Source organism: Streptomyces sp. NPDC048337 (assembly GCF_043201175.1).
Lineage (GTDB): Bacteria > Actinomycetota > Actinomycetes > Streptomycetales > Streptomycetaceae > Streptomyces.
Window position 1 is genome coordinate 431,402 of sequence record NZ_JBICYR010000002.1, and the last position, 17,766, is coordinate 449,167.

Genomic DNA, 17,766 nt, shown 5'->3' on the forward strand with positions numbered 1-17,766 from the left:
CCACTACCCGCCGATGTCGCGGCTGCGGAAGTCGTCCAGCGTCTCGCGCCGGACCAGCAGCCGCGCCCGGCCTCCGTGGACCGCGACCACCGGCGGGCGGCCCACGAGGTTGTAGCCGGAGGCCATGGAGAGCTGGTACGCGCCCGCCACCGGCACCGCCAGCAGGTCGCCGGGGCGGACATCACCCGGAAGGGGGACGTCCGCGGCCAGCACGTCCCCCGCCTCGCAGTGGCGTCCCACCACCGTGGCCGTACGGGCGTCCGCCGTCGAGCGGCGGCCGACGAGCCGGGCCGCGTAGCGGACCCCGTACAGCGCGGGCCGGGGGTTGTCGCTCATGCCCCCGTCCACGGCCACGAACACCCGCTCCCCGGCGGCGTGCTTGACGGACAGCACCCGGTACAGCGCCACCCCGGCCGGGCCGGCGATCGCCCGCCCCGGCTCGACGGACAGCCGGGGAACCGCCAGCCCCGCCGCGGCGCAGCTCTCGGCCAGTTCCGTACGGAGCCTGCGCGCCAGCGCGGTCAGGTCGAGCGCGGGCTCGCCGGGCCGGTAGGCGACCCCGTGCCCGCCGCCCATGTCGAGCGCCGGCAGCGTGACCCCGTGGCTGTCGCGGATCCGGGCCATCAGCCCCACCATGCGGCGCACGGCGGTCGCGTACGGCCTGATGTCGGTGATCTGCGAGCCGATGTGGCAGTGCAGGCCGACCAGTTCGAGCTGCGGCTGCCCGAGAATGCGGGCCACGGCGTGCTGCGCCGAGCCGTCCGCCAGGGACAGGCCGAACTTCTGGTCGTCCGTGCCCGTACGGATCTTCTCGTGGCCGCCGGCCGAGATCCCGGGGACCACCCGGACCAGCACCTTCTGGCGGCCGCCCGGTCCCACCGCGGCGGCCAGCCGCGCGATCTCCGACGGGCCGTCGATGACGATCCGGCCCACGCCGAGGCGCAGCGCCGCCCCGATGTCGCGCGGCGACTTCGCGTTGCCGTGGAGCACGATCCGCTCGGGCAGGAAGCCCGCCGTGACGGCGAGTTCGAGCTCGCCCGCCGAGCACACGTCGAGCCCCAGCCCCTCCTCGTCGATCCAGCGCACCATGGCACGGGACAGGAAGGCCTTGGCCGCGTACAGCACGTCGGCGTCGGGGAAGGCGTCGCGGTACGTCCGGCACCGGGCCCGCACCTCGCCCTCGTCCAGGACGTACACCGGCGTGTCGAAGCGCTCGGCGAGCTCGGTCAGCGGCACCCCGCCGACGGCCAGCCCGCCGTGCGGGAGCCGGGCCGTGGACGCCGGCCACACGGACAGGTCGTCCGCACCGGCCTCGACCCCGGAAGGAACGGCAATGGTCATGGAGTCGTCCCCTCAGAGAGCGCGGACCGCTGCCGGCGCGGCCGCCACGTCCGGCACCGGAGTGACGGCGGGAGCCGAGAAGGTCGGGTCGACCGTGAGCGCGTACGCGCCGAGCGGCGCGGCCAGGGCGCGCAGCGCGGCCTCGGACAGCCGGATCCACGGCTGCCCCGTCCCGAGCGTGGCGGCCAGCCGCTCGGGACGGGTGAACCCGACGGCGGTGCGCCCGCCCAGCGGGGTGCGGAACATCAGGAGCACCACCTGCGGTGTCCCCGGCCGGACGGGCACGTACAGCGGTCCGGCCGGGGACCGTTCCTCGGGCTCGGGATCTTCGGCGTACTGGATCAGGCACATCGGGGCCTCCTGGCGCATCGGGTGGTGACGCCGAAGCTATGCCCGCACCCGGACCCCGCGCGCCACCCCTGATGGGACCTTGACGACTGCGGGCCCGGTCCATACGCATCACTGACGGCCGGTACGGGTAGGCGTGCGGGGTGGACGACACCACGAGAGCCGGGGCAAGCGCGGCCCCCGTCGCCGATCCCGGGCTGTACGGGCCCGACTCCGTCACCTGGCACTGCCACGGCGACCCGATGATGTGGATCGCCGGCGTCCGCGCGCTCTACCTCCAGGCCCTGCACCCGCGCGCCGTCCGCGGCGTCATGGAGAACAGCGACTTCCGGCACGACGCCTGGGGGAGGCTGCTGCGCACCGCCGACTTCGTCGGCACCCTCACCTACGGCACCACCGAGGCCGCCGAACGCGCCGGCGCCAGCGTCCGCGCGATCCACCGCACCCTGTCCGCCACCGATCCGGACACCGGCGAGCGCTTCCCCGTGGACGACCCCGACCTCCTGCTCTGGGTGCACTGCGCGCAGATCGACAGCTTCCTGCACGTCCTGCGCCGCTCCGGCGTCCCCCTGACCCCCGCCCAGGCCGACCGCTACGTGGACGAGAACCGCGTCAACGCCCGCCTCGTCGGCCTCGACCCGGCCGGGGTCCCGGCCGACACGGCAGCGCTCGCCGCCTACTTCGAGGCGGTCCGCCCCGAGCTCGCCGCCGGCGCCGACGCCCACGATGTGGACGACTTCCTGCGCGCCCCGCCCATCCACCCGCTGCTCGTCCCTGGCCGAAACCTGCTGTGGCGCCCGCTCGCCGGACTCGCCTACGGATCCCTCCCCGACTGGGCGCACCAGCTGTACGGGCGCCCCGCACCGGCCCCGCGCGCCGTCACCCGCCGCCTGCGCCTCACCGGACGCCTGCTGCGCAGCATTCCCGCAGGTCTGCGCTGGCAGCTGCCTCCAGGTCACATCTTGAAAGCGATGCGTCGCATGGGCCCCGGGAGTCGCCCCTCGACGTACCACCTGCGCACATCAGCGTCCATACTGGACCGGCCGGGGAGGGCCTAGCACGACGACGGGGGCGGCTTTAAGACATGGCGGAGTCCAGACTGATCCAGGGCCGGTACCGGTCGCTCGATCTGATCGGCCGCGGCGGCATGGGCGAGGTGTGGCGCGCCCGCGACGAGTCGCTCGGCCGACAGGTCGCCGTGAAGTGCCTCAAACCGCTCGGACCGGAGCAGGACGCCCACTTCACCCAGGTGCTGCGCGAGCGGTTCCGCCGCGAGGCGAGGGTCGCCGCCTCCCTCCAGCACCGGGGCGTCACCGTCGTCCACGACTTCGGCGACGACAGCGCCGCGGGCGGCCCCCTCTACCTCGTCATGGAGCTCCTCGACGGCCGCAACCTCAGCCAGCTCCTCGCCGACAACGAGACCCGCCCGCTGCCCGTGGACGTGGTCGTCGACATCGCGGAACAGATGGCCGCCGCCCTCGGCTACACCCACGACCAGGGCGTGGTCCACCGCGACCTGAAGCCGGCCAACATCATGCGGCTCACCGACGGCACCGTGAAGATCTGCGACTTCGGCATCGCGCGCCTCGCCCACGACATCGGCTTCACCGCCAAGCTCACCGGCGGCGGCATGGCCATGGGCACCCCGCACTACATGTCGCCCGAGCAGATCGCCGGCGGCGAGGTCGACCACCGCAGCGACCTCTACTCCCTCGGCTGCGTCCTCTACGAGATCGCCACCGGCGCCCCGCCCTTCGACCTCGGCGACTCCTGGTCGGTGCTGGTCGGCCACCGCGACGCCGCGCCCGTGCCACCGCGCGAGCACCGCCCCGAACTGCCCGGCTACTTCGAGGAGGTCGTCCTCGACCTGCTCGCCAAGCGCCCCGAGGACCGCCCCGGCGACGCCCGGCACCTGCACCGGCGCCTCGTCGAGTCACGCCTCGGCCCCGGCGGGCTGCCCGGCGCCCAGGCCCCGCTCCCGGCCTGGGCCCGCGGCATGACGGCCGGGCGCAAGGCCGGCATCGACGCCCGCCCCGCCAGCGGCGAATGGGCCGTCCTCACCGGCTCCTGGACCGCCGCCCGCCCCAACGGGGCCCAGCCGTCCCTGCCCGCGCAGTCGGCGCAGCTCGCACCGGGCCCGAGCGGCGAGCACGCCGTCCCGCGCTCCGGCGGCCCGCGGATCGTCCGCCCCGCCCCCGACCAGGACCCGCGGCTCACCGCCCCCTACGGGGTTCCGCGCGTTCCCGGCCCGCGGGACACCGGCCCCGACGCCCTCACCGCCGGGCACACCCGCGCCTTCGCCCTCAGCCGCTCCGGTCGGCCCGAGGAGGCGCTGGCCGTGTACGAAGCCGTGGCCGAGGGGCGCACCCGGGTACTCGGCCCGGACCACCCCGACACCCTCGCGGCGCGCCAGGAGGCGGCGTACGAACTGGGCAGGCTCGGCCGCCACCGGGAGGCCTACGACATCTACGGCGCGGTGCTCGTCGCCCGCCGGCGCACCATGGGGCCGAACCACCCCGACACCCTGCGCTGCCGCCACAACCTGGCCTGCGCCCTCGGCGCCCTCGGCCGCTTCTCGGAGGCCCACAACGCCGCCGCCGAGGTCGCCGCCGACCGGGCCGCCGTACTCGGCGCCGAACACGCGGACACGCTCCTGACCCGCTACGAGGTGGCGTACGCCCTCGGCCGCCTCGACCGCTGGGAGGAGGCCCTGGTCGGCTTCCGCGAGGTCGCCGCCGTACGGGAGCGGGTCCTCGGCCGCGACCACCCCGACACCCTGGCCGCGCGCTACGAGGTCGGCATCGCCCTCGGCCGCACCGGCAACAGCGCCCAGGCCCTGGACCTCTTCCGGGCCCTGGTCCGCGACCGCACCCGCGCCTACGGAGCGGCCGACCCGGAGACGCTCCGCGCCCGGCACGTCCTCGGCGTCAACCTGGGCCGCCTGGACCGCTGGGAGGAGGCCGTCGCCGAAGCCCGGCAGGTGGGCGCCGCCCGGGCCAAGGCCCTGGGCGCCGAGCACCCCGACACCCTGGTCAGCCGCCGCGAACTCGCCGCCGGCCTGGGCCGGCTGGGCCGCTGGGACGAGGCGCTGCCCATCTACCGCGACCTCGCCGGGATCCGCGAACGGTCCCTCGGCGACGAGCATCCCGACACCGCCCTGGCCCACGCCGACGAGGCGCACTGCCTGGAGCGGCTCGGCCAGGTGTGCTACCAAGAGCCATGACTGCCATGCCGGGCACCGGTGCCTTCGGGCGCGACGTATACGACGACGTGATCGTGGGCGGCGGCCACAACGGCCTGGTCGCCGCCGCCTACCTGGCCCGGGCCGGCCGCGCGGTCCTGGTCCTGGAACGGCTCGGGAACACCGGCGGGGCGGCGATCTCCAGCCGCCCCTTCGCCGGACTCGACGCCCGCCTTTCGCGGTACTCCTACCTCGTCTCCCTGCTCCCCGCGAAGATCGTGCGCGATCTGGGGCTGCGCTTCTCGGTGCGGCGGCGCACGGTCTCCTCGTACACGCCCGTCGAGCGCGGCGGCCGGCCCGGCGGGCTGCTCGTCGGCGGCGGCGAGGCGCGCACCCGGGAGTCCTTCGCGCGGCTGACCGGCTCGGAGCGGGAGTACGAGAGCTGGCGCGCCTTCTACGGGACCACCGGGCGGGTCGCCCAGCGGGTGTTCCCGACCCTCACCGAGCCGCTGCCCACCCGGGAGGAGCTGCGGGCCCGGATCGACGACGACGCAGCCTGGCGGATGCTGTTCGAGGAGCCCCTCGGGCGGGCGGTGGAGGCGCACTTCGCCGACGACCTGGTGCGGGGCGTGGTCCTGACCGACGGGCTGATCGGCACCTTCGCCGACGCCCACGACCCCTCGCTCGCGCAGAACCGCTGCTTCCTCTACCACGTCATCGGCGGCGGGACGGGCGACTGGGACGTCCCGGTCGGCGGCATGGGCGCCCTGACGGACGCGCTGGCGGCGGCCGCCCGGGAGGCCGGTGCGGAGATCGCCACCGGGCACGAGGTGCTGCGGATCGACACCGACGGGATCGCACCGGCCGAGGTGGTGTTCCGCACCGCGGCGGGGGAGGGGCGGGTCGTCGGCCGCACGGTGCTGGTGAACGCCTCGCCGCGGGCGCTGGCCGAACTCCTCGGCGAGACCCCGGAGGCGGACCCGGCCCCCGAGGGCGCCCAGCTCAAGGTCAACATGCTGCTGCGGCGGCTGCCGCGGCTGCGGGACACCGCCGTGGACCCGCGCGAGGCCTTCGGCGGCACCTTCCACATCGCCGAGGGGTACGCCGAGCTCGCCCGGGCCTACGCGGAGGCGGCCTCCGGCGAACTGCCGTCCGTACCGCCCTCGGAGATCTACTGCCACTCGCTGACCGACCCGACGATCCTCGGGCCGGACCTGGTGGAGCAGGGCCACCAGACACTCACCCTCTTCGGCCTGCACACCCCCGCCCGGCTCTTCGAGAAGGACAACCGGCAGGCGCGCGAGGTGCTGCTGACCGCCACCCTGGCGCAGCTCGACGCGCACCTGGCCGAACCGCTCACCGACTGCCTCGCCTTCGACACGGACGGTCGCCCGTGCATCGAGGCGAAGACCCCGCTGGACCTGGAGCGCGACCTGCGGCTGCCCGGCGGCCACATCTTCCACCGGGACCTGTCGTGGCCGTACGCCGGCTCCGGCGGCCGGTGGGGCGTGGAGACCGACCACCGCAACGTACTGCTGTGCGGTGCGGGGGCGGTCCGGGGCGGCGGCGTGAGCGGGGTCCCCGGGCACAACGCGGCGATGGCGGTGCTGGGCCACTAGAGCCTGTCCCTTGGAAATGCGGTGCGCATGGTGCCGCATGCCGGATCGAAATCCTGTGGCAGCAGCGCTCGCCCCGCAGTGGCTGATCGGGCGGGTCCTGGCCTCGACGATGATGATGGTCGATCCGCTCCACGGCTGAATCCACGGCGGACGCGGCCGGGGCGTCGGGCGTGGCGTCGGGATTTGTGCGGGTTGTCGGGTGACGATGGCGCGGTGCGACTTGATCACGTGTCCTATGCGGTGGCCCGCGACAGCTTCGTCTCGACCGTCCAGTGGATCGGATCGGCCCTCGGCGCCGGGTTCGTCGACGGGGGCGTGCACCCGCGATTCGGCACCCGCAATTTCATTCTCCCGCTGAGCGGCGGCACCTACGTCGAGGTCGTCACCACACTCGACCACCCCGCCGCCGACCGCGCACCCTTCGGCCAGGCGGTCGCGCGCCGCGCCGCCGAGGGCGGCGGCTGGCTCGGTTGGGTGGTCTCCGTCGACGACATCGCCCCGGTCGAGGCCCGCCTCGGCCGCACCTCGACCGAGGGCCACCGTGTCCGCCCCGACGGGTTCGACCTGAGGTGGAAGCAGATCGGCCTGCTGGAACTGCTGGAGGACCCGCAACTGCCCTACTTCCTCCAGTGGTCGGTCCCCATCGAGGAGCGCCCGAGCGCCGACCCGCGCACCTCCACCACCATCCACGGGGTCTCCATCGCCGGCGACGCCGCCTCCATCGCCGAATTCCTCGGCGAACCGGCCGACCACCCCCTCGACCAGATCGACGTCACCTGGGTCGAGGATGAGGAACCGGGCCTGGTCGCGGTCGAGTTCGCCACCGCCCACGGCCCGGTCACGATCTGACCAGGGCCCGACTGCCCCGGGGGAGCAGCCGGCTGGGGTTTCCTGGTCAACGCGTGTCTGACGACATCGGCTGGACCGTCTCGATGACGACGATCGGGATCTCGCGGTCGGTCTTGGCCTGGTACTCGTCGTACGAGGGCCAGTGCTTGAGCATGAGCGGCCAGTACGCGGCACGCTCCTCGGGGCTCGCGGTGCGGGCGGTCCCCTGGAGGGTCTGCGGCCCGACCTGGACGCGGACCTCGGGGTGCTCGGTCAGGTTCCGGTACCAGAGCGGGTGCGCCGGGTCCCCGCCCTTGGAGGCGACCAGCAGGTAACGGCCTTCGTCCTCCCCGTAGATGAGGGGGGTCCGCACGGGGTTCCCGGAGACCCGGCCCAGGGTGGTGAGCAGGAGGGTCTGGGTGCCGTTCCAGTACTGGCCCTCGGCCCCGTTCGAGCCCACGTACAGCTTGACGTGGTCCAGCTGCCAGCTCCCCGGCCGGGGGTCGGTCGGGTTCTCCCAGTCGATGTCGACGGTCATGGGGTTCAGCCTGCCCTTCGTGTTGAACGGTCAACGAACTCGACAACGAGTGCCAACGCGCACGGGCACGCTCTTCATTCCGGGGCGGTGACCCGGTGCCTCGCCCTAGTCCGTCGACCTCGTCCAGCCGGTCGCCTCGACGCGGGCGGCGTCCGCGGGGCGGTCCTCGGCGAAGAGGAGGCGGGCCGGTTCCGAGACGCGGATGACGTCCACGTAGATCCCGCGGCCGACGTAGCGGCCGGTCGCGGTGTGGCGGAAGCGGAGCCGGACCTCGCGGCCGGCCCAGGCGGGCGTCAGCGGGGCTTCCAGGCGGTGCCAGATGCGGCCGGACCAGCCGCCCGCCGAGCCCCGCGGCCAGCTCTCGGCGGTGCCGCCCGTCGAGCGGAGCGTGCTGAACGGCAGCGGCTCCCAGCTCTGCCCGTCGGGCGAGGCCTCCAGGTGGAAGGCGCCCTCGCCGGGCACCGTGTCCCACCACACGGCGCAGCGCAGCCGGGCGGAGCCCGTGGCCGGGGTGAGCGGCGGCAGGGTGAGGGTGCCCGAGCCGCCCGTCTCCATGCCGGAGTACCAGGCGGGGCCGCCGTGCCGCGTGCGGACGGGGACGGCGCGCGCGAAGCGGTTGCCGACGGCGACGCGGGGCGCGCTGCCGGCCCGCCAGGTGCGGACGGGGTGGACGGAGTTGCCGAGCAGGATCAGGAAGGAGTCGGTGGAGGGGTCGAGGACGAGGGAGGTCCCGGTGAAGCCGGTGTGGCCCGCGGAGTACGGGGTGGCCATGGCGCCCATGTACCAGTGCTGGTAGAGCTCGAAGCCGAGGCCGTGGTCGTCGGTGGGGAAGGCGGTGTTGTAGTCGGTGAAGAGCAGCTCGACGGAGGCGGGGCGCAGGATGCGCTTGCCCGCGTAGGCTCCGCCGTCGAGGAGGGCGCGGGCGAGTACGGCCAGGTCCCAGGCGGTGCCGAAGACCCCGGCGTGGCCGGCGACGCCGCCGAGGGCGTACGCGTTCTCGTCGTGGACCTCGCCCCACACCAGCCCGCGGTCCAGGCCGGACCAGGGCGGGCGCTGCACCTCGGTGGCGGCGGTGACCCGGCGCCAGGAGCGGGGCGGGTTGTAGCGAGTGCGGTGCATCCCGAGTGGAGCGGTGATCTCGTCGTGGAGCAGGGTGTCGAGAGTGCGGGCGGTGATCCGTTCCAAGAGCAGTTGGAGGGTGATCAGGTTCAGGTCCGAGTAGCGGTAGACGGTCCCGGGAGTCTCCTGCGGCTGCACCGACCACAGCAGCCGCAGCCGGCCCTCGCGCGTGGACTCCCGGTAGAAGGGCGCCCACGAGCGCAGCCCCGAGGTGTGCGTGAGCAGTTGACGGACCGTGATCACCTCCTTCCCGCCGCCGGTGAACTCGGGCAGGTACCGGACCACCGGGGCCTCCAGCTCCAGTCGGCCCCGCTCCATCTGCTGCACGGCCAGGACGGAGGTGAACAGCTTCGTCAGCGAGGCCAGGTCGAAGACGGTGTCCTCGGCCATCGCGATCCGCTCCGCCGCCGGGAACTCCCGCACCCGGTCGGTCCGCCCGTCGTAGTCGGCATACCGCACGGCGTCGCCCATGGCACGGTGCAGGGCGATGGTGCGGCCCCGGCCGGCGAGGACCACCGCCCCCGCGTAGTAGGGGTGTTCGGGGGAGGGGCCCAGGAATCGCCGCGCCTGGTCCGCCACCGCCTCCAGGTGGCGTTCGACCAGCCCTGCCTGGCGGGCGGATCCGTACCGCAGCCGCAGCCCCTGTAGCGCGCGCCGCTCCGCCGGGTTCCCGGCCGCCGCCCCGGCACTGCCGGGGAGTGCGGCGTGCAGGACGAGCACCCCGCCGAGCGCGAGCAGCCGGGCCCCCAGCCGCCGCCGGCTCAGCCCGTTGCCTCCGGCGCCCCGCAGCCCGTTCGCCGCCGCCGCGTCCGCTGCCTCCGCCGTCCCCTCTGCCTTGCCTGTCGCCCCGTCAGCCCCCGTGTCTGCTGCCATGCTCGACCCTCCTGTCCGCTGTCCGCTGTCCGCTGTCCGAGTCGGCCTGCGGCGCCGTTGCCGGGGCTCCGCCCCGGACCCCGCGCCGCAAACGCCGGCGAGGCTGGATCTGCCGCACGCTAGTGGGTATGTGCCCGCCCCTCGGGTACCGGCCGCACCGGTCGGCCCGTAAAGAATCTGACACTGCATCAGAAAATCTCTTCCCTCGCATGCCGGGCTGCGGCATCCTGCCGCCCATGGAGACGGAGCTGAGCAAGAAACTGGGAGTCGAACACGCCATCTTCGGCTTCACGCCCTTCCCGGCGGTCGCCGCCGCCATCACCAGGGCGGGCGGATTCGGCGTCCTCGGCGCGGTCCGCTACACCGCGCCGGACGATCTCAAACGCGACCTCGACTGGATGCAGGCGCACACCGACGGCAAGCCCTACGGCCTCGACGTCGTCATGCCCGCCAAGAAGGCCGTCGACGGCATCAGCGAAGCCGACATCGAGGCGATGATCCCGGCCGGGCACCGCGCCTTCGTCCGTGACACCCTCGCCAAGCACCACGTGCCCGAGCTCGCCGAGGGCGAGGCCTCCGGCTGGCGGATCACCGGCTGGATGGAGCAGGTCGCCCGCAACCAGCTCGACGTCGCCTTCGACTACCCCATCAAACTCCTGGCGAACGCCCTCGGTTCCCCGCCCGCCGACGTCATCGCGCGCGCCCACGAGCACGACATCCTCGTCGCCGCCCTCGCCGGAAGCGCCAAACACGCCCGCCGCCACGCCGAAGCCGGCATCGACATCGTCGTCGCCCAGGGCTACGAGGCCGGCGGCCACACCGGCGACATCGCGACCATGGTCCTGGTCCCCGAGATCGTCGAGGCCGTCGCCCCGCTCCCGGTGCTCGCCGCCGGCGGCATCGGCAGCGGCGAGCAGATCGCCGCCGGGCTCGCCCTCGGCGCCCAGGGCGCCTGGCTCGGCTCCCTCTGGCTCACCACCACCGAGGCCGACCTGCACTCGCGCGCCCTCACCGAGAAGCTGCTCGCCGCCGGCTCCGGCGACACCGTCCGCTCCCGCGCCCTCACCGGCAAGCCGGCCCGCCAGCTGCGCACCGAGTGGACCGACGCCTGGGACGACCCCGAGGGCCCCGGCGCGCTCCCCATGCCCCTCCAGGGCCTGCTCGTCGCCGAGGCCGTCTCCCGGATCCAGAAGTACGAGGTCCAGCCGCTGCTCGGCAGCCCCGTCGGCCAGATCGTCGGCCGGATGAACACCGAACGCAGCGTCCAGGCCGTCTTCGACGAACTGACAGGCGGCTTCGAGCGCGCCATCGACCGCATCAACCGCATCGCCGGCCGAGCCTGAGAGAGGCGTGAGCAGCATGACCGAAAAGCCCAACGGTTTCTGGGCGCAGGCCGCGGCCGATCCCGAGCGCACCGTCCTGATCACCCCCGAGGGCGAGGAGTGGACCGCCGGCCGGCTGCACGCCGACGTCAACCGCCTCGTCCACGGCCTGCGCGCCGCCGGACTGGAGCGGGGCGACGTCTTCGCCGTCGTCCTCCCCAACGGCGTCGAGTTCTTCACCGCCTACCTCGCCGCCGCCCAGGCCGGTTTCTATCTCGTCCCCGTCAACCACCACCTCGTCGGCCCCGAGATCGCCTGGATCGTCTCCGACTCGGGCGCCAAGGTCCTCATCGCCCACGAGCGCTTCGCCGACGCCTCCCTCGCCGCGGCCGACGAGGCCGGCCTGCCCGCGAGCCACCGGTACGCCGTGGGCGCGGTCCCGGGCTTCCGCCCGTACGCGGAACTCCTCGACGGGCAGCCGGGTACGCCCCCCGAGGGGCGCACCCTCGGCTGGGTCATGAACTACACCTCCGGCACCACCGGCCGCCCGCGCGGGATCCGGCGCCCGCTGCCCGGCAAGCTCCCGGAGGAGACGTATCTCGGCGGTTTCCTCGGCATCTTCGGCATCCGCCCCTTCGACGACAACGTGCACCTGGTCTGCTCGCCGCTCTACCACACCGCGGTCCTGCAATTCGCGGGCGCCGCCCTGCACATCGGGCACCCGCTCGTCCTGATGGACAAGTGGACCCCGCAGGAGATGCTGCGCCTGATCGACCGACACGCCTGTACGCACACGCACATGGTCCCCACCCAGTTCCACCGGCTCCTCGCGCTCCCGCAGGAGACGAAGGACGCGTACGACGTCTCCTCGATGCGCCATGCCATCCACGGCGCCGCACCCTGCCCCGACCACGTCAAACGAGCCATGATCGACTGGTGGGGCCGGTGCGTGGAGGAGTACTACGCGGCGAGCGAGGGCGGCGGCGCCTTCGCCACCGCGGAGGACTGGCTGAAGAAGCCTGGAACGGTGGGCAGGGCCTGGCCGATCAGCGAACTCGCCATCTTCGACGACGACGGCAACCGGCTTCCCCCCGGTGAACTGGGCACCGTCTACCTGAAGATGAACACCGGAGGCTTCAGCTACCACAAGGACGAGGGCAAGACGAAGAAGAACCGCATCGGCGACTTCTTCACCGTCGGCGACCTGGGCCTGATGGACGAGGAGGGGTACCTCTTCCTGCGCGACCGCAAGATCGACATGATCATCTCGGGCGGGGTCAACATCTACCCCGCCGAGATCGAGTCCGCCCTCCTCACGCATCCGGCGGTCGCCGACGCCGCCGCCTTCGGCATCCCGCACGCCGACTGGGGCGAGGAGGTCAAGGCCGTCATCGAACCGGCCGAGGGATTCGAGGCGGGCGAGGCGCTGGCCACGGAGATCCTGCACCACTGCGAGCGGCAACTCGCGGGCTACAAGCGCCCCAAGACGGTCGACTTCATCGAGACGATGCCGCGCGACCCCAACGGCAAGCTGTACAAGCGGCGTCTACGCGACCCGTACTGGGAGGGACGCGACCGGGCGGTATGACCGCGCCAGCCTGACCAGCGCAACCTTGCGGGCCGGCCGGGGTAACGGGCGGCCCGGTGCGTGGTGCGGTGTGCGAGGGCATCGGTGAGATGAGCGGCGGCGGCGGACTCTTGGGTCCCGTTCCTTCCGCCACCTCACCGGACTTCCCCGGCCGTGCACGGCCGGGGAGGGTAAGGACGCCGTGAACGCGAGTACCACCACCCGACGCTCCCGCCGCCGGTCCCTGGCCGTCGCGGCCCTCACGGCGGCGGCCGTCACCGGCCAGCTGCTCGTCATGTCCCCACTGGCCCAGGCCGACGGCGACCGCGCGGGCCGTGCACCCGTCTCCGTTGTCACCCTGCTGGAGTCGCCGGACCACGAAGTCGGCCCGAAGCCCGGCGGTGACAAGCAGAAGCAGAAGCAGAAGCAGAAGCAGAACCACAAGCCGAACCAGAAGCCGAAGCCGCAGCCCAAGCCGCAGCCCAAGCCGGAACCGAAGCCGCAGCCGGAGAAGAAGACTCCGCCGCACGACCTGCGGGTGTTCACCCGCGACGGCGTCTTCATCCCGCCGGCCGGTGTCACCTCGGTGTTCATCCAGGCCTGGGGTGCCGGTGGTGGTGGCGGTGGTGGCGGCAGCGGCGCCAACGACGGTACCGGCGGAACCGGCGGTGGTGGCGGCGGTGGATTCGCCTGGTGCGCCATCCCGGTCACGCCGGGACAGAGCTACGCGGTGGGCGTCGGCACCGGAGGCGACAACGGCTCAGGCGGGGACGGTGGATCCGCCGGTTCCGGCGGCGACAACGGCACTGCCGGCACCGCCCCGGGACCGCGACCACGCTGACCTCGCCCGCGGCCGTCGTCCTCGCCGCCGCCACCGGCGGCACCGGTGGTGGCGGTGGTGGTGGCGCGACCGACGGTGCTACCGGTACGGCAGGCGTGGGCGGCAACGGCGCCTGCTCCTCTGGCGGCACGAACGCTCCCGGTGAGAACGGCCAGCCCGACGGCTCCGGCGGCGGCGTCGCGAGCGGGATCCTCGACCCGGAGGCCATCGGTGCCGCCATCGGCGGCGACGGCGGGGAGGGCGGCACCAGCAACGGCGAAGAGGGATCCGCGGGCGACCCCGGCGGCGACGGAGGCGACGGCCTCTTCGTCGTGTTCTGGTAGTCCGGTCAGGTCGCGTCGGCCGCGGGGACCTCGCATGGGAACTCCGCGGCCGGCCAGCCCGCCCGCCGGGCGACGCCCGCGGAACCGAAATCATCCCGCCGGTCCTGTTCGCCCCGAAGGTACCCCTCATGGCAGGTTGAGGGCATGAGTACCGCAGCACACAAGTTCCCCGTCACCGACTGGACCGTCGTGGTCCCGCTCCTCTCGCTCCTCGCGCTGGTCTTCAGCTGGGGGCGGGACCTACCGGGATTCGCGGTGGCCATCGTCGCGTTGTGCCTCGCGGGCGCGGTGCTGGCGGCCGTCCACCACGCCGAGGTCGTCGCCCATCGCGTCGGCGAACCCTTCGGCTCGCTCGTCCTGGCCGTCGCCGTCACCGTCATCGAAGTGGCCCTCATCGTCACCCTGATGGCCGACGGCGGTGACAAGACCGCCTCCCTCGCCCGCGACACCGTCTTCGCCGCCGTCATGATCACCTGCAACGGCATCGTGGGCCTGTCCCTGCTCGTCGGCGCCCTGCGCAACCGCGTCGCCGTCTTCAACGCCGAAGGGTCCGGCGCGGCCCTCGCCACCGTCGCGACCCTCGCCGTCCTCAGCCTCGTCCTGCCGACCTTCACCACGTCCAAGCCCGGCCCCGAGTTCTCCACCGCCCAGCTGACCTTCGCCGCCGTCGCCTCGCTCGCGCTCTACGGCCTGTTCATCGCCGTCCAGACCGTCCGCCACCGCGACTACTTCCTGCCCGTGGACACCGGGCGGAGCTCCGGCGAACACGACGACCACGCCGAACCCCCCACCTCCCGCGCCGCCCTCGTGAGCCTCGGCCTGCTGCTGGTGGCGCTCGTCGCGGTGGTCGGCAACGCCAAGGCCGTCTCCCCGACCATCGAGAAGGGCGTCGCCGGCGCCGGCCTGCCCCACGCCGTCGTCGGTGTGATCATCGCCCTGCTCGTCCTGGCCCCCGAGACGCTGGCCGCCGTCCGCGCGGCCCGCCGCGACCGCGTGCAGACCAGCCTCAACCTGGGCTACGGCTCCGCCATCGCCAGCATCGGCCTGACCATCCCGGCCATCGCCCTGGCCTCGGTCTGGCTCTCCGGCCCGCTGACCCTGGGCCTCGGCCCGACCCACATGGTGCTGCTCGCCCTGACGGTCGTGGTCAGCGCCCTGACCCTCGCCCCCGGCCGCGCCACGCTGCTCCAGGGCGGCGTGCACGTCGTGCTGCTGGCCGCGTACCTCTTCCTGGCCGTCAGCCCCTGAGGGCCACGGCCAGGAAGCGGGCACGGCGGCCCCGGCTCACCGGCGCTCGCGCGGCCACACCACCTTCAGCCGCGGCGAGGTGAGGATGTCCCGCTCGCAGAACCTCGACGTCACCCAGCGTTCCTGCGAGAACAGCCGGGTCTGGTCCGCGTGGTACGGCGAGTTCGGGTTCGCCGACTGGCTGTACGTCAGCAGGGTGCGCGCCACCGGGCAGCGCCCGCCGTCCCAGCCCACCGCCTGTATGTGGCTGGAGCCGTGTACGACCTCCGGGTAGCCGCCGGCCGCCGCGTTCCACGGCGCCTCGATCTTGTTCCAGACGCCGAGCGCCTCCGTGCCGCCGCCCACCGGCAGCCGCTGTCCGCCGCGGACCACGAACTGGTGCTCGCCCAGTGGGGCGTCCAGCGCGATCCCGGCCGCCCTCAGCTCGGCGACCGCGTCCGCGAGGGACCGCCCGATGCCGGGCGCGGCCTGATTGAGCGTACGGGGCGTGCGTACGGGATCGGCCGCCGAGAACGGCACCAGCCACAGGTCCTTGGCCGGGGTCGTGGCCGTCAGCCCGCGCCAGAACCGGTCGAAGAGCAGCGCGCCGCGGCTGGCGGCGTCGGTCGTACGGTCCCAGCCCGCCAGCACCCCGCAGGCCGCCGAGACGTCCACCGCGCTGCCGTCGCTCGCCGTCGCCGTACCGCCGGGCAGGGCCGCGCAGGCCCGCGCCGCGTCGGCCGCCGCCAGATCACCCGCCGGCGCCCGGTTCGCGAACTGCTGCTCCTGCAGGTCGGCCACGGTCAGCCGGCCCCTCGCGGCCATCGCAGACACGTCCTCGACGGCGCCGCGCGTACGCATCGAGCGCGGCGTGGAGACAGTGCCCCAGACGCGCTCGTAACCGGTCAGCGGACGGTCGGCATTGGTCAGCCAGGCGCTGTCGTTGGAGTTCTCGGCGTACGGGGCGCCCTGCAGGGTCGGCGCCTTCCCCGGGCCGAACACGCCCGGCTGCACCGCGTCCGGATCCGAGCCGAGCGCGCAGTCACCGCGCGAACCGTCCAGCACCGCCAGCCCCGAGGCCGGATACGTGGCCCGCCCCAGCAGGGTGGAGCAGCGGGCGGCGAGCTCGTCGGTGATGCGGGGGAGCACCTGGGACTGGGTGAAGAGGGTGCCGCCGGCGGAGTCCGCGGCCACCGTGTTGACCCAGGGCAGGCCCTGCGTACGGCGCACGGCGTCCTGGACGCCCGCGACGGAGCGGGCCTTGCCCATCGCGAGGGCGGAGTCGGAGCCGCGCAGGTTCGCCGCGTTGGGGTCGTTCAGCGCGTACGCCGTCCCCGACGTCCAGGGCAGGGGCAAGCCCGGGCCGAGGCCCGTGATGACGGGACCGTAGCGGGTCCACCACTGGGTGCGGGTGACCGGATCGCCCTTCGCCACGGGGACGGTGACGGTCCGCCGGGTCATCCGCTCCGGCTTCCCGTCGACCAGGTAGGCGGTCGGATCGGCCGGGTCGAGGGTGAGCTGGTGCAGGTTGACGGGGGTGCCGGTGGCCACCGTGTGGCTCCAGGCCACCTTCTCGTTGAAGCCGATGTTGACCACGGTGGTGCCGAGCAGCGAGCCACCCGAGACGTTCAGCTCACCGGGGATGGTCTGCTGCGACTGCCAGAAGCGGCGCCCGCCCTGCCACGGGTAGTGCGGGTTGCCGAGGAGCAGACCGCGGCCGTTCGCCGTGGTGGAGCCCGCGAAGGCCACCGCGTTGGAGCCCATGTCGTAGCGGGCGGTGTCGAAGAACTCCCGCGCGGCCTCGGCCGCCGAGGCCGGATCGACCTCGCGCGGGGCCTGGGCTCCGGGCGGCTGCGCGACCGGCGGCCGCGCGCCCGTGATGCCGTCGATGCCGCGCCCCTGGCCGCCGAGGACCGAGACCGCGAAGCCGCGGGCGGCCACGTCGGCGGCGGTGACCGGGCGCACCCAGGCCGCGCCCTTGCAGGCCGGGTCGGTGACCTCGTTCTGGGCGAGCCAGGCGTTGTAGCCCGCGGCCCAGCCGCGCATCAGATCCTTCAGGTCCGTACTGGGACCGGCCGGAGCGGGGGTGGCGAGCAGCCGCTCGACCGTTCCGGACTCCCGTACGCCCTTGAAGTACAGGTCGCTGGAGAGGTTCTTGGTGGCGGAGGACAGAGAGCCGTCGGGCACGGCGTCGGGGCCGAACCAGCGCGAGCGCTCACCGGCGACGGTCACGAACCCGTCGGCCAGCACGCACACCTGGTCGGCGGCCTGCGCCCAGCCGGTGCCGAAGCCGAGGTGCGCGTAGTCCCGGCCGACTATGTGGGGTATGCCGTTCTCGGTGTAGCGGATGACCGCCGAGAGCCTGCCGTTGGAGGCCGTGCCGTCGTCGGTGGCCGCCGCGGCCTGCGGGACCGCGGCGCAGGCGGCGAGCAGGGCGGCGCCGAACAGGGCGACGCGGCGGAGTACGGGACGGGTGGGGCGGTGTGCGGCGAAGGGGCGCAACATGTCTCCCAAGTAGCCTGCGATCGAGCGTGGTTGCTCGTGAAACCGGTGGTGCTCGGGTTGCCCCACACTCATGCAGGTGATCGGATGATCTGTCAACATCCCGTTTGGTATCCCACGGGGGAGACGAGGTTCGC

Annotated in this window: 14 protein-coding genes; 9 read left to right on the forward strand and 5 right to left on the reverse strand. The window is 73.7% G+C overall.

Translation table 11 applies throughout. The annotated features are described in order from the left end of the window. Positions 1-3: 3 nt before the first annotated feature. On the reverse strand, positions 4-1,341 hold the full coding sequence (lysA, locus tag ACGFYU_RS05020) for a diaminopimelate decarboxylase (protein WP_393825831.1): 1,338 nt from the start codon (positions 1,339-1,341) through the stop codon (positions 4-6). Positions 1,342-1,353: 12 nt separating this feature from the next. Continuing rightward, complete coding sequence (locus ACGFYU_RS05025; RefSeq protein ID WP_393825832.1) at positions 1,354-1,692, reverse strand: SAV_915 family protein; 339 nt, start codon at positions 1,690-1,692, stop codon at positions 1,354-1,356. A gap of 140 nt (positions 1,693-1,832) precedes the next feature. On the opposite strand from ACGFYU_RS05025, the gene ACGFYU_RS05030 reads away from it, so the two are divergent. The 4 genes from ACGFYU_RS05030 to ACGFYU_RS05045 all read left to right on the forward strand — a co-directional run bounded on the left by ACGFYU_RS05030 (position 1,833) and on the right by ACGFYU_RS05045 (position 7,338). Beyond that, on the forward strand, positions 1,833-2,747 hold the full coding sequence (locus tag ACGFYU_RS05030; protein ID WP_393825833.1) for an oxygenase MpaB family protein: 915 nt from the start codon (positions 1,833-1,835) through the stop codon (positions 2,745-2,747). 26 nt (positions 2,748-2,773) lie between these two features. Continuing rightward, positions 2,774-4,912: a tetratricopeptide repeat protein gene (locus tag ACGFYU_RS05035; RefSeq protein ID WP_393825834.1), complete on the forward strand. Its 2,139-nt coding sequence runs from the start codon at positions 2,774-2,776 to the stop codon at positions 4,910-4,912. Further along, entirely contained in the window at positions 4,909-6,489 is a 1,581-nt protein-coding gene (locus ACGFYU_RS05040; RefSeq protein WP_393825835.1) for a phytoene desaturase family protein, read from the forward strand. Before ACGFYU_RS05035 ends, ACGFYU_RS05040 begins: the two co-directional genes overlap by 4 nt. Before the next feature lie 213 nt (positions 6,490-6,702). Next, complete coding sequence (locus ACGFYU_RS05045; protein WP_393825836.1) at positions 6,703-7,338, forward strand: VOC family protein; 636 nt, start codon at positions 6,703-6,705, stop codon at positions 7,336-7,338. A gap of 46 nt (positions 7,339-7,384) precedes the next feature. Here the strand turns inward: ACGFYU_RS05045 and ACGFYU_RS05050 are convergent, their stop codons facing one another. Next, positions 7,385-7,855 carry a nitroreductase family deazaflavin-dependent oxidoreductase gene (locus tag ACGFYU_RS05050; RefSeq protein WP_393825837.1) on the reverse strand — a complete coding sequence of 157 codons (471 nt, stop codon included), beginning with the start codon at positions 7,853-7,855 and terminating at the stop codon, positions 7,385-7,387. A gap of 105 nt (positions 7,856-7,960) precedes the next feature. Continuing rightward, the gene (locus ACGFYU_RS05055) at positions 7,961-9,847 is read right to left on the reverse strand and encodes a serine hydrolase (RefSeq protein WP_393825838.1); all 1,887 of its coding nucleotides are present in this window, start codon (positions 9,845-9,847) and stop codon (positions 7,961-7,963) included. Between the two features lie 236 nt (positions 9,848-10,083). On the opposite strand from ACGFYU_RS05055, the gene ACGFYU_RS05060 reads away from it, so the two are divergent. The 5 genes from ACGFYU_RS05060 (at position 10,084) to ACGFYU_RS05080 (ending at position 15,148) form a co-directional block, all read left to right on the forward strand. Beyond that, positions 10,084-11,190, forward strand: coding sequence for an NAD(P)H-dependent flavin oxidoreductase (locus ACGFYU_RS05060; RefSeq protein ID WP_393825839.1), 1,107 nt, complete (start codon positions 10,084-10,086; stop codon positions 11,188-11,190). Between the two features lie 16 nt (positions 11,191-11,206). Continuing rightward, positions 11,207-12,757, forward strand: coding sequence for an acyl-CoA synthetase (locus tag ACGFYU_RS05065; protein WP_393825840.1), 1,551 nt, complete (start codon positions 11,207-11,209; stop codon positions 12,755-12,757). A 181-nt stretch (positions 12,758-12,938) separates the two neighbouring features. After that, a complete protein-coding gene (locus tag ACGFYU_RS05070) occupies positions 12,939-13,577 on the forward strand; it encodes a hypothetical protein (RefSeq protein ID WP_393825841.1) in 639 nt (212 codons plus the stop codon). Between the two features lie 95 nt (positions 13,578-13,672). Beyond that, positions 13,673-13,900 carry a hypothetical protein gene (locus ACGFYU_RS05075; protein WP_393825842.1) on the forward strand — a complete coding sequence of 76 codons (228 nt, stop codon included), beginning with the start codon at positions 13,673-13,675 and terminating at the stop codon, positions 13,898-13,900. A gap of 144 nt (positions 13,901-14,044) precedes the next feature. Next, positions 14,045-15,148: a calcium:proton antiporter gene (locus tag ACGFYU_RS05080; RefSeq protein ID WP_393825843.1), complete on the forward strand. Its 1,104-nt coding sequence runs from the start codon at positions 14,045-14,047 to the stop codon at positions 15,146-15,148. 36 nt (positions 15,149-15,184) lie between these two features. Here ACGFYU_RS05080 and ACGFYU_RS05085 read toward each other — a convergent pair whose 3' ends face one another. Further along, positions 15,185-17,632, reverse strand: coding sequence for a penicillin acylase family protein (locus ACGFYU_RS05085; protein WP_393825844.1), 2,448 nt, complete (start codon positions 17,630-17,632; stop codon positions 15,185-15,187). Between the last annotated feature and the right edge of the window lie 134 nt (positions 17,633-17,766).

Coding starts and splice junctions, on each gene's coding strand:
- lysA (WP_393825831.1), bottom strand. CDS start 1,341: ATGACCATTGCCGTTCCTTCCGGGGTCGAGGCCGGTGCGGACGACCTG.
- ACGFYU_RS05025 (WP_393825832.1), bottom strand. CDS start 1,692: ATGTGCCTGATCCAGTACGCCGAAGATCCCGAGCCCGAGGAACGGTCC.
- ACGFYU_RS05035 (WP_393825834.1), top strand. CDS start 2,774: ATGGCGGAGTCCAGACTGATCCAGGGCCGGTACCGGTCGCTCGATCTG.
- ACGFYU_RS05040 (WP_393825835.1), top strand. CDS start 4,909: ATGACTGCCATGCCGGGCACCGGTGCCTTCGGGCGCGACGTATACGAC.
- ACGFYU_RS05050 (WP_393825837.1), bottom strand. CDS start 7,855: ATGACCGTCGACATCGACTGGGAGAACCCGACCGACCCCCGGCCGGGG.
- ACGFYU_RS05055 (WP_393825838.1), bottom strand. CDS start 9,847: ATGGCAGCAGACACGGGGGCTGACGGGGCGACAGGCAAGGCAGAGGGG.
- ACGFYU_RS05060 (WP_393825839.1), top strand. CDS start 10,084: ATGGAGACGGAGCTGAGCAAGAAACTGGGAGTCGAACACGCCATCTTC.
- ACGFYU_RS05065 (WP_393825840.1), top strand. CDS start 11,207: ATGACCGAAAAGCCCAACGGTTTCTGGGCGCAGGCCGCGGCCGATCCC.
- ACGFYU_RS05080 (WP_393825843.1), top strand. CDS start 14,045: ATGAGTACCGCAGCACACAAGTTCCCCGTCACCGACTGGACCGTCGTG.
- ACGFYU_RS05085 (WP_393825844.1), bottom strand. CDS start 17,632: ATGTTGCGCCCCTTCGCCGCACACCGCCCCACCCGTCCCGTACTCCGC.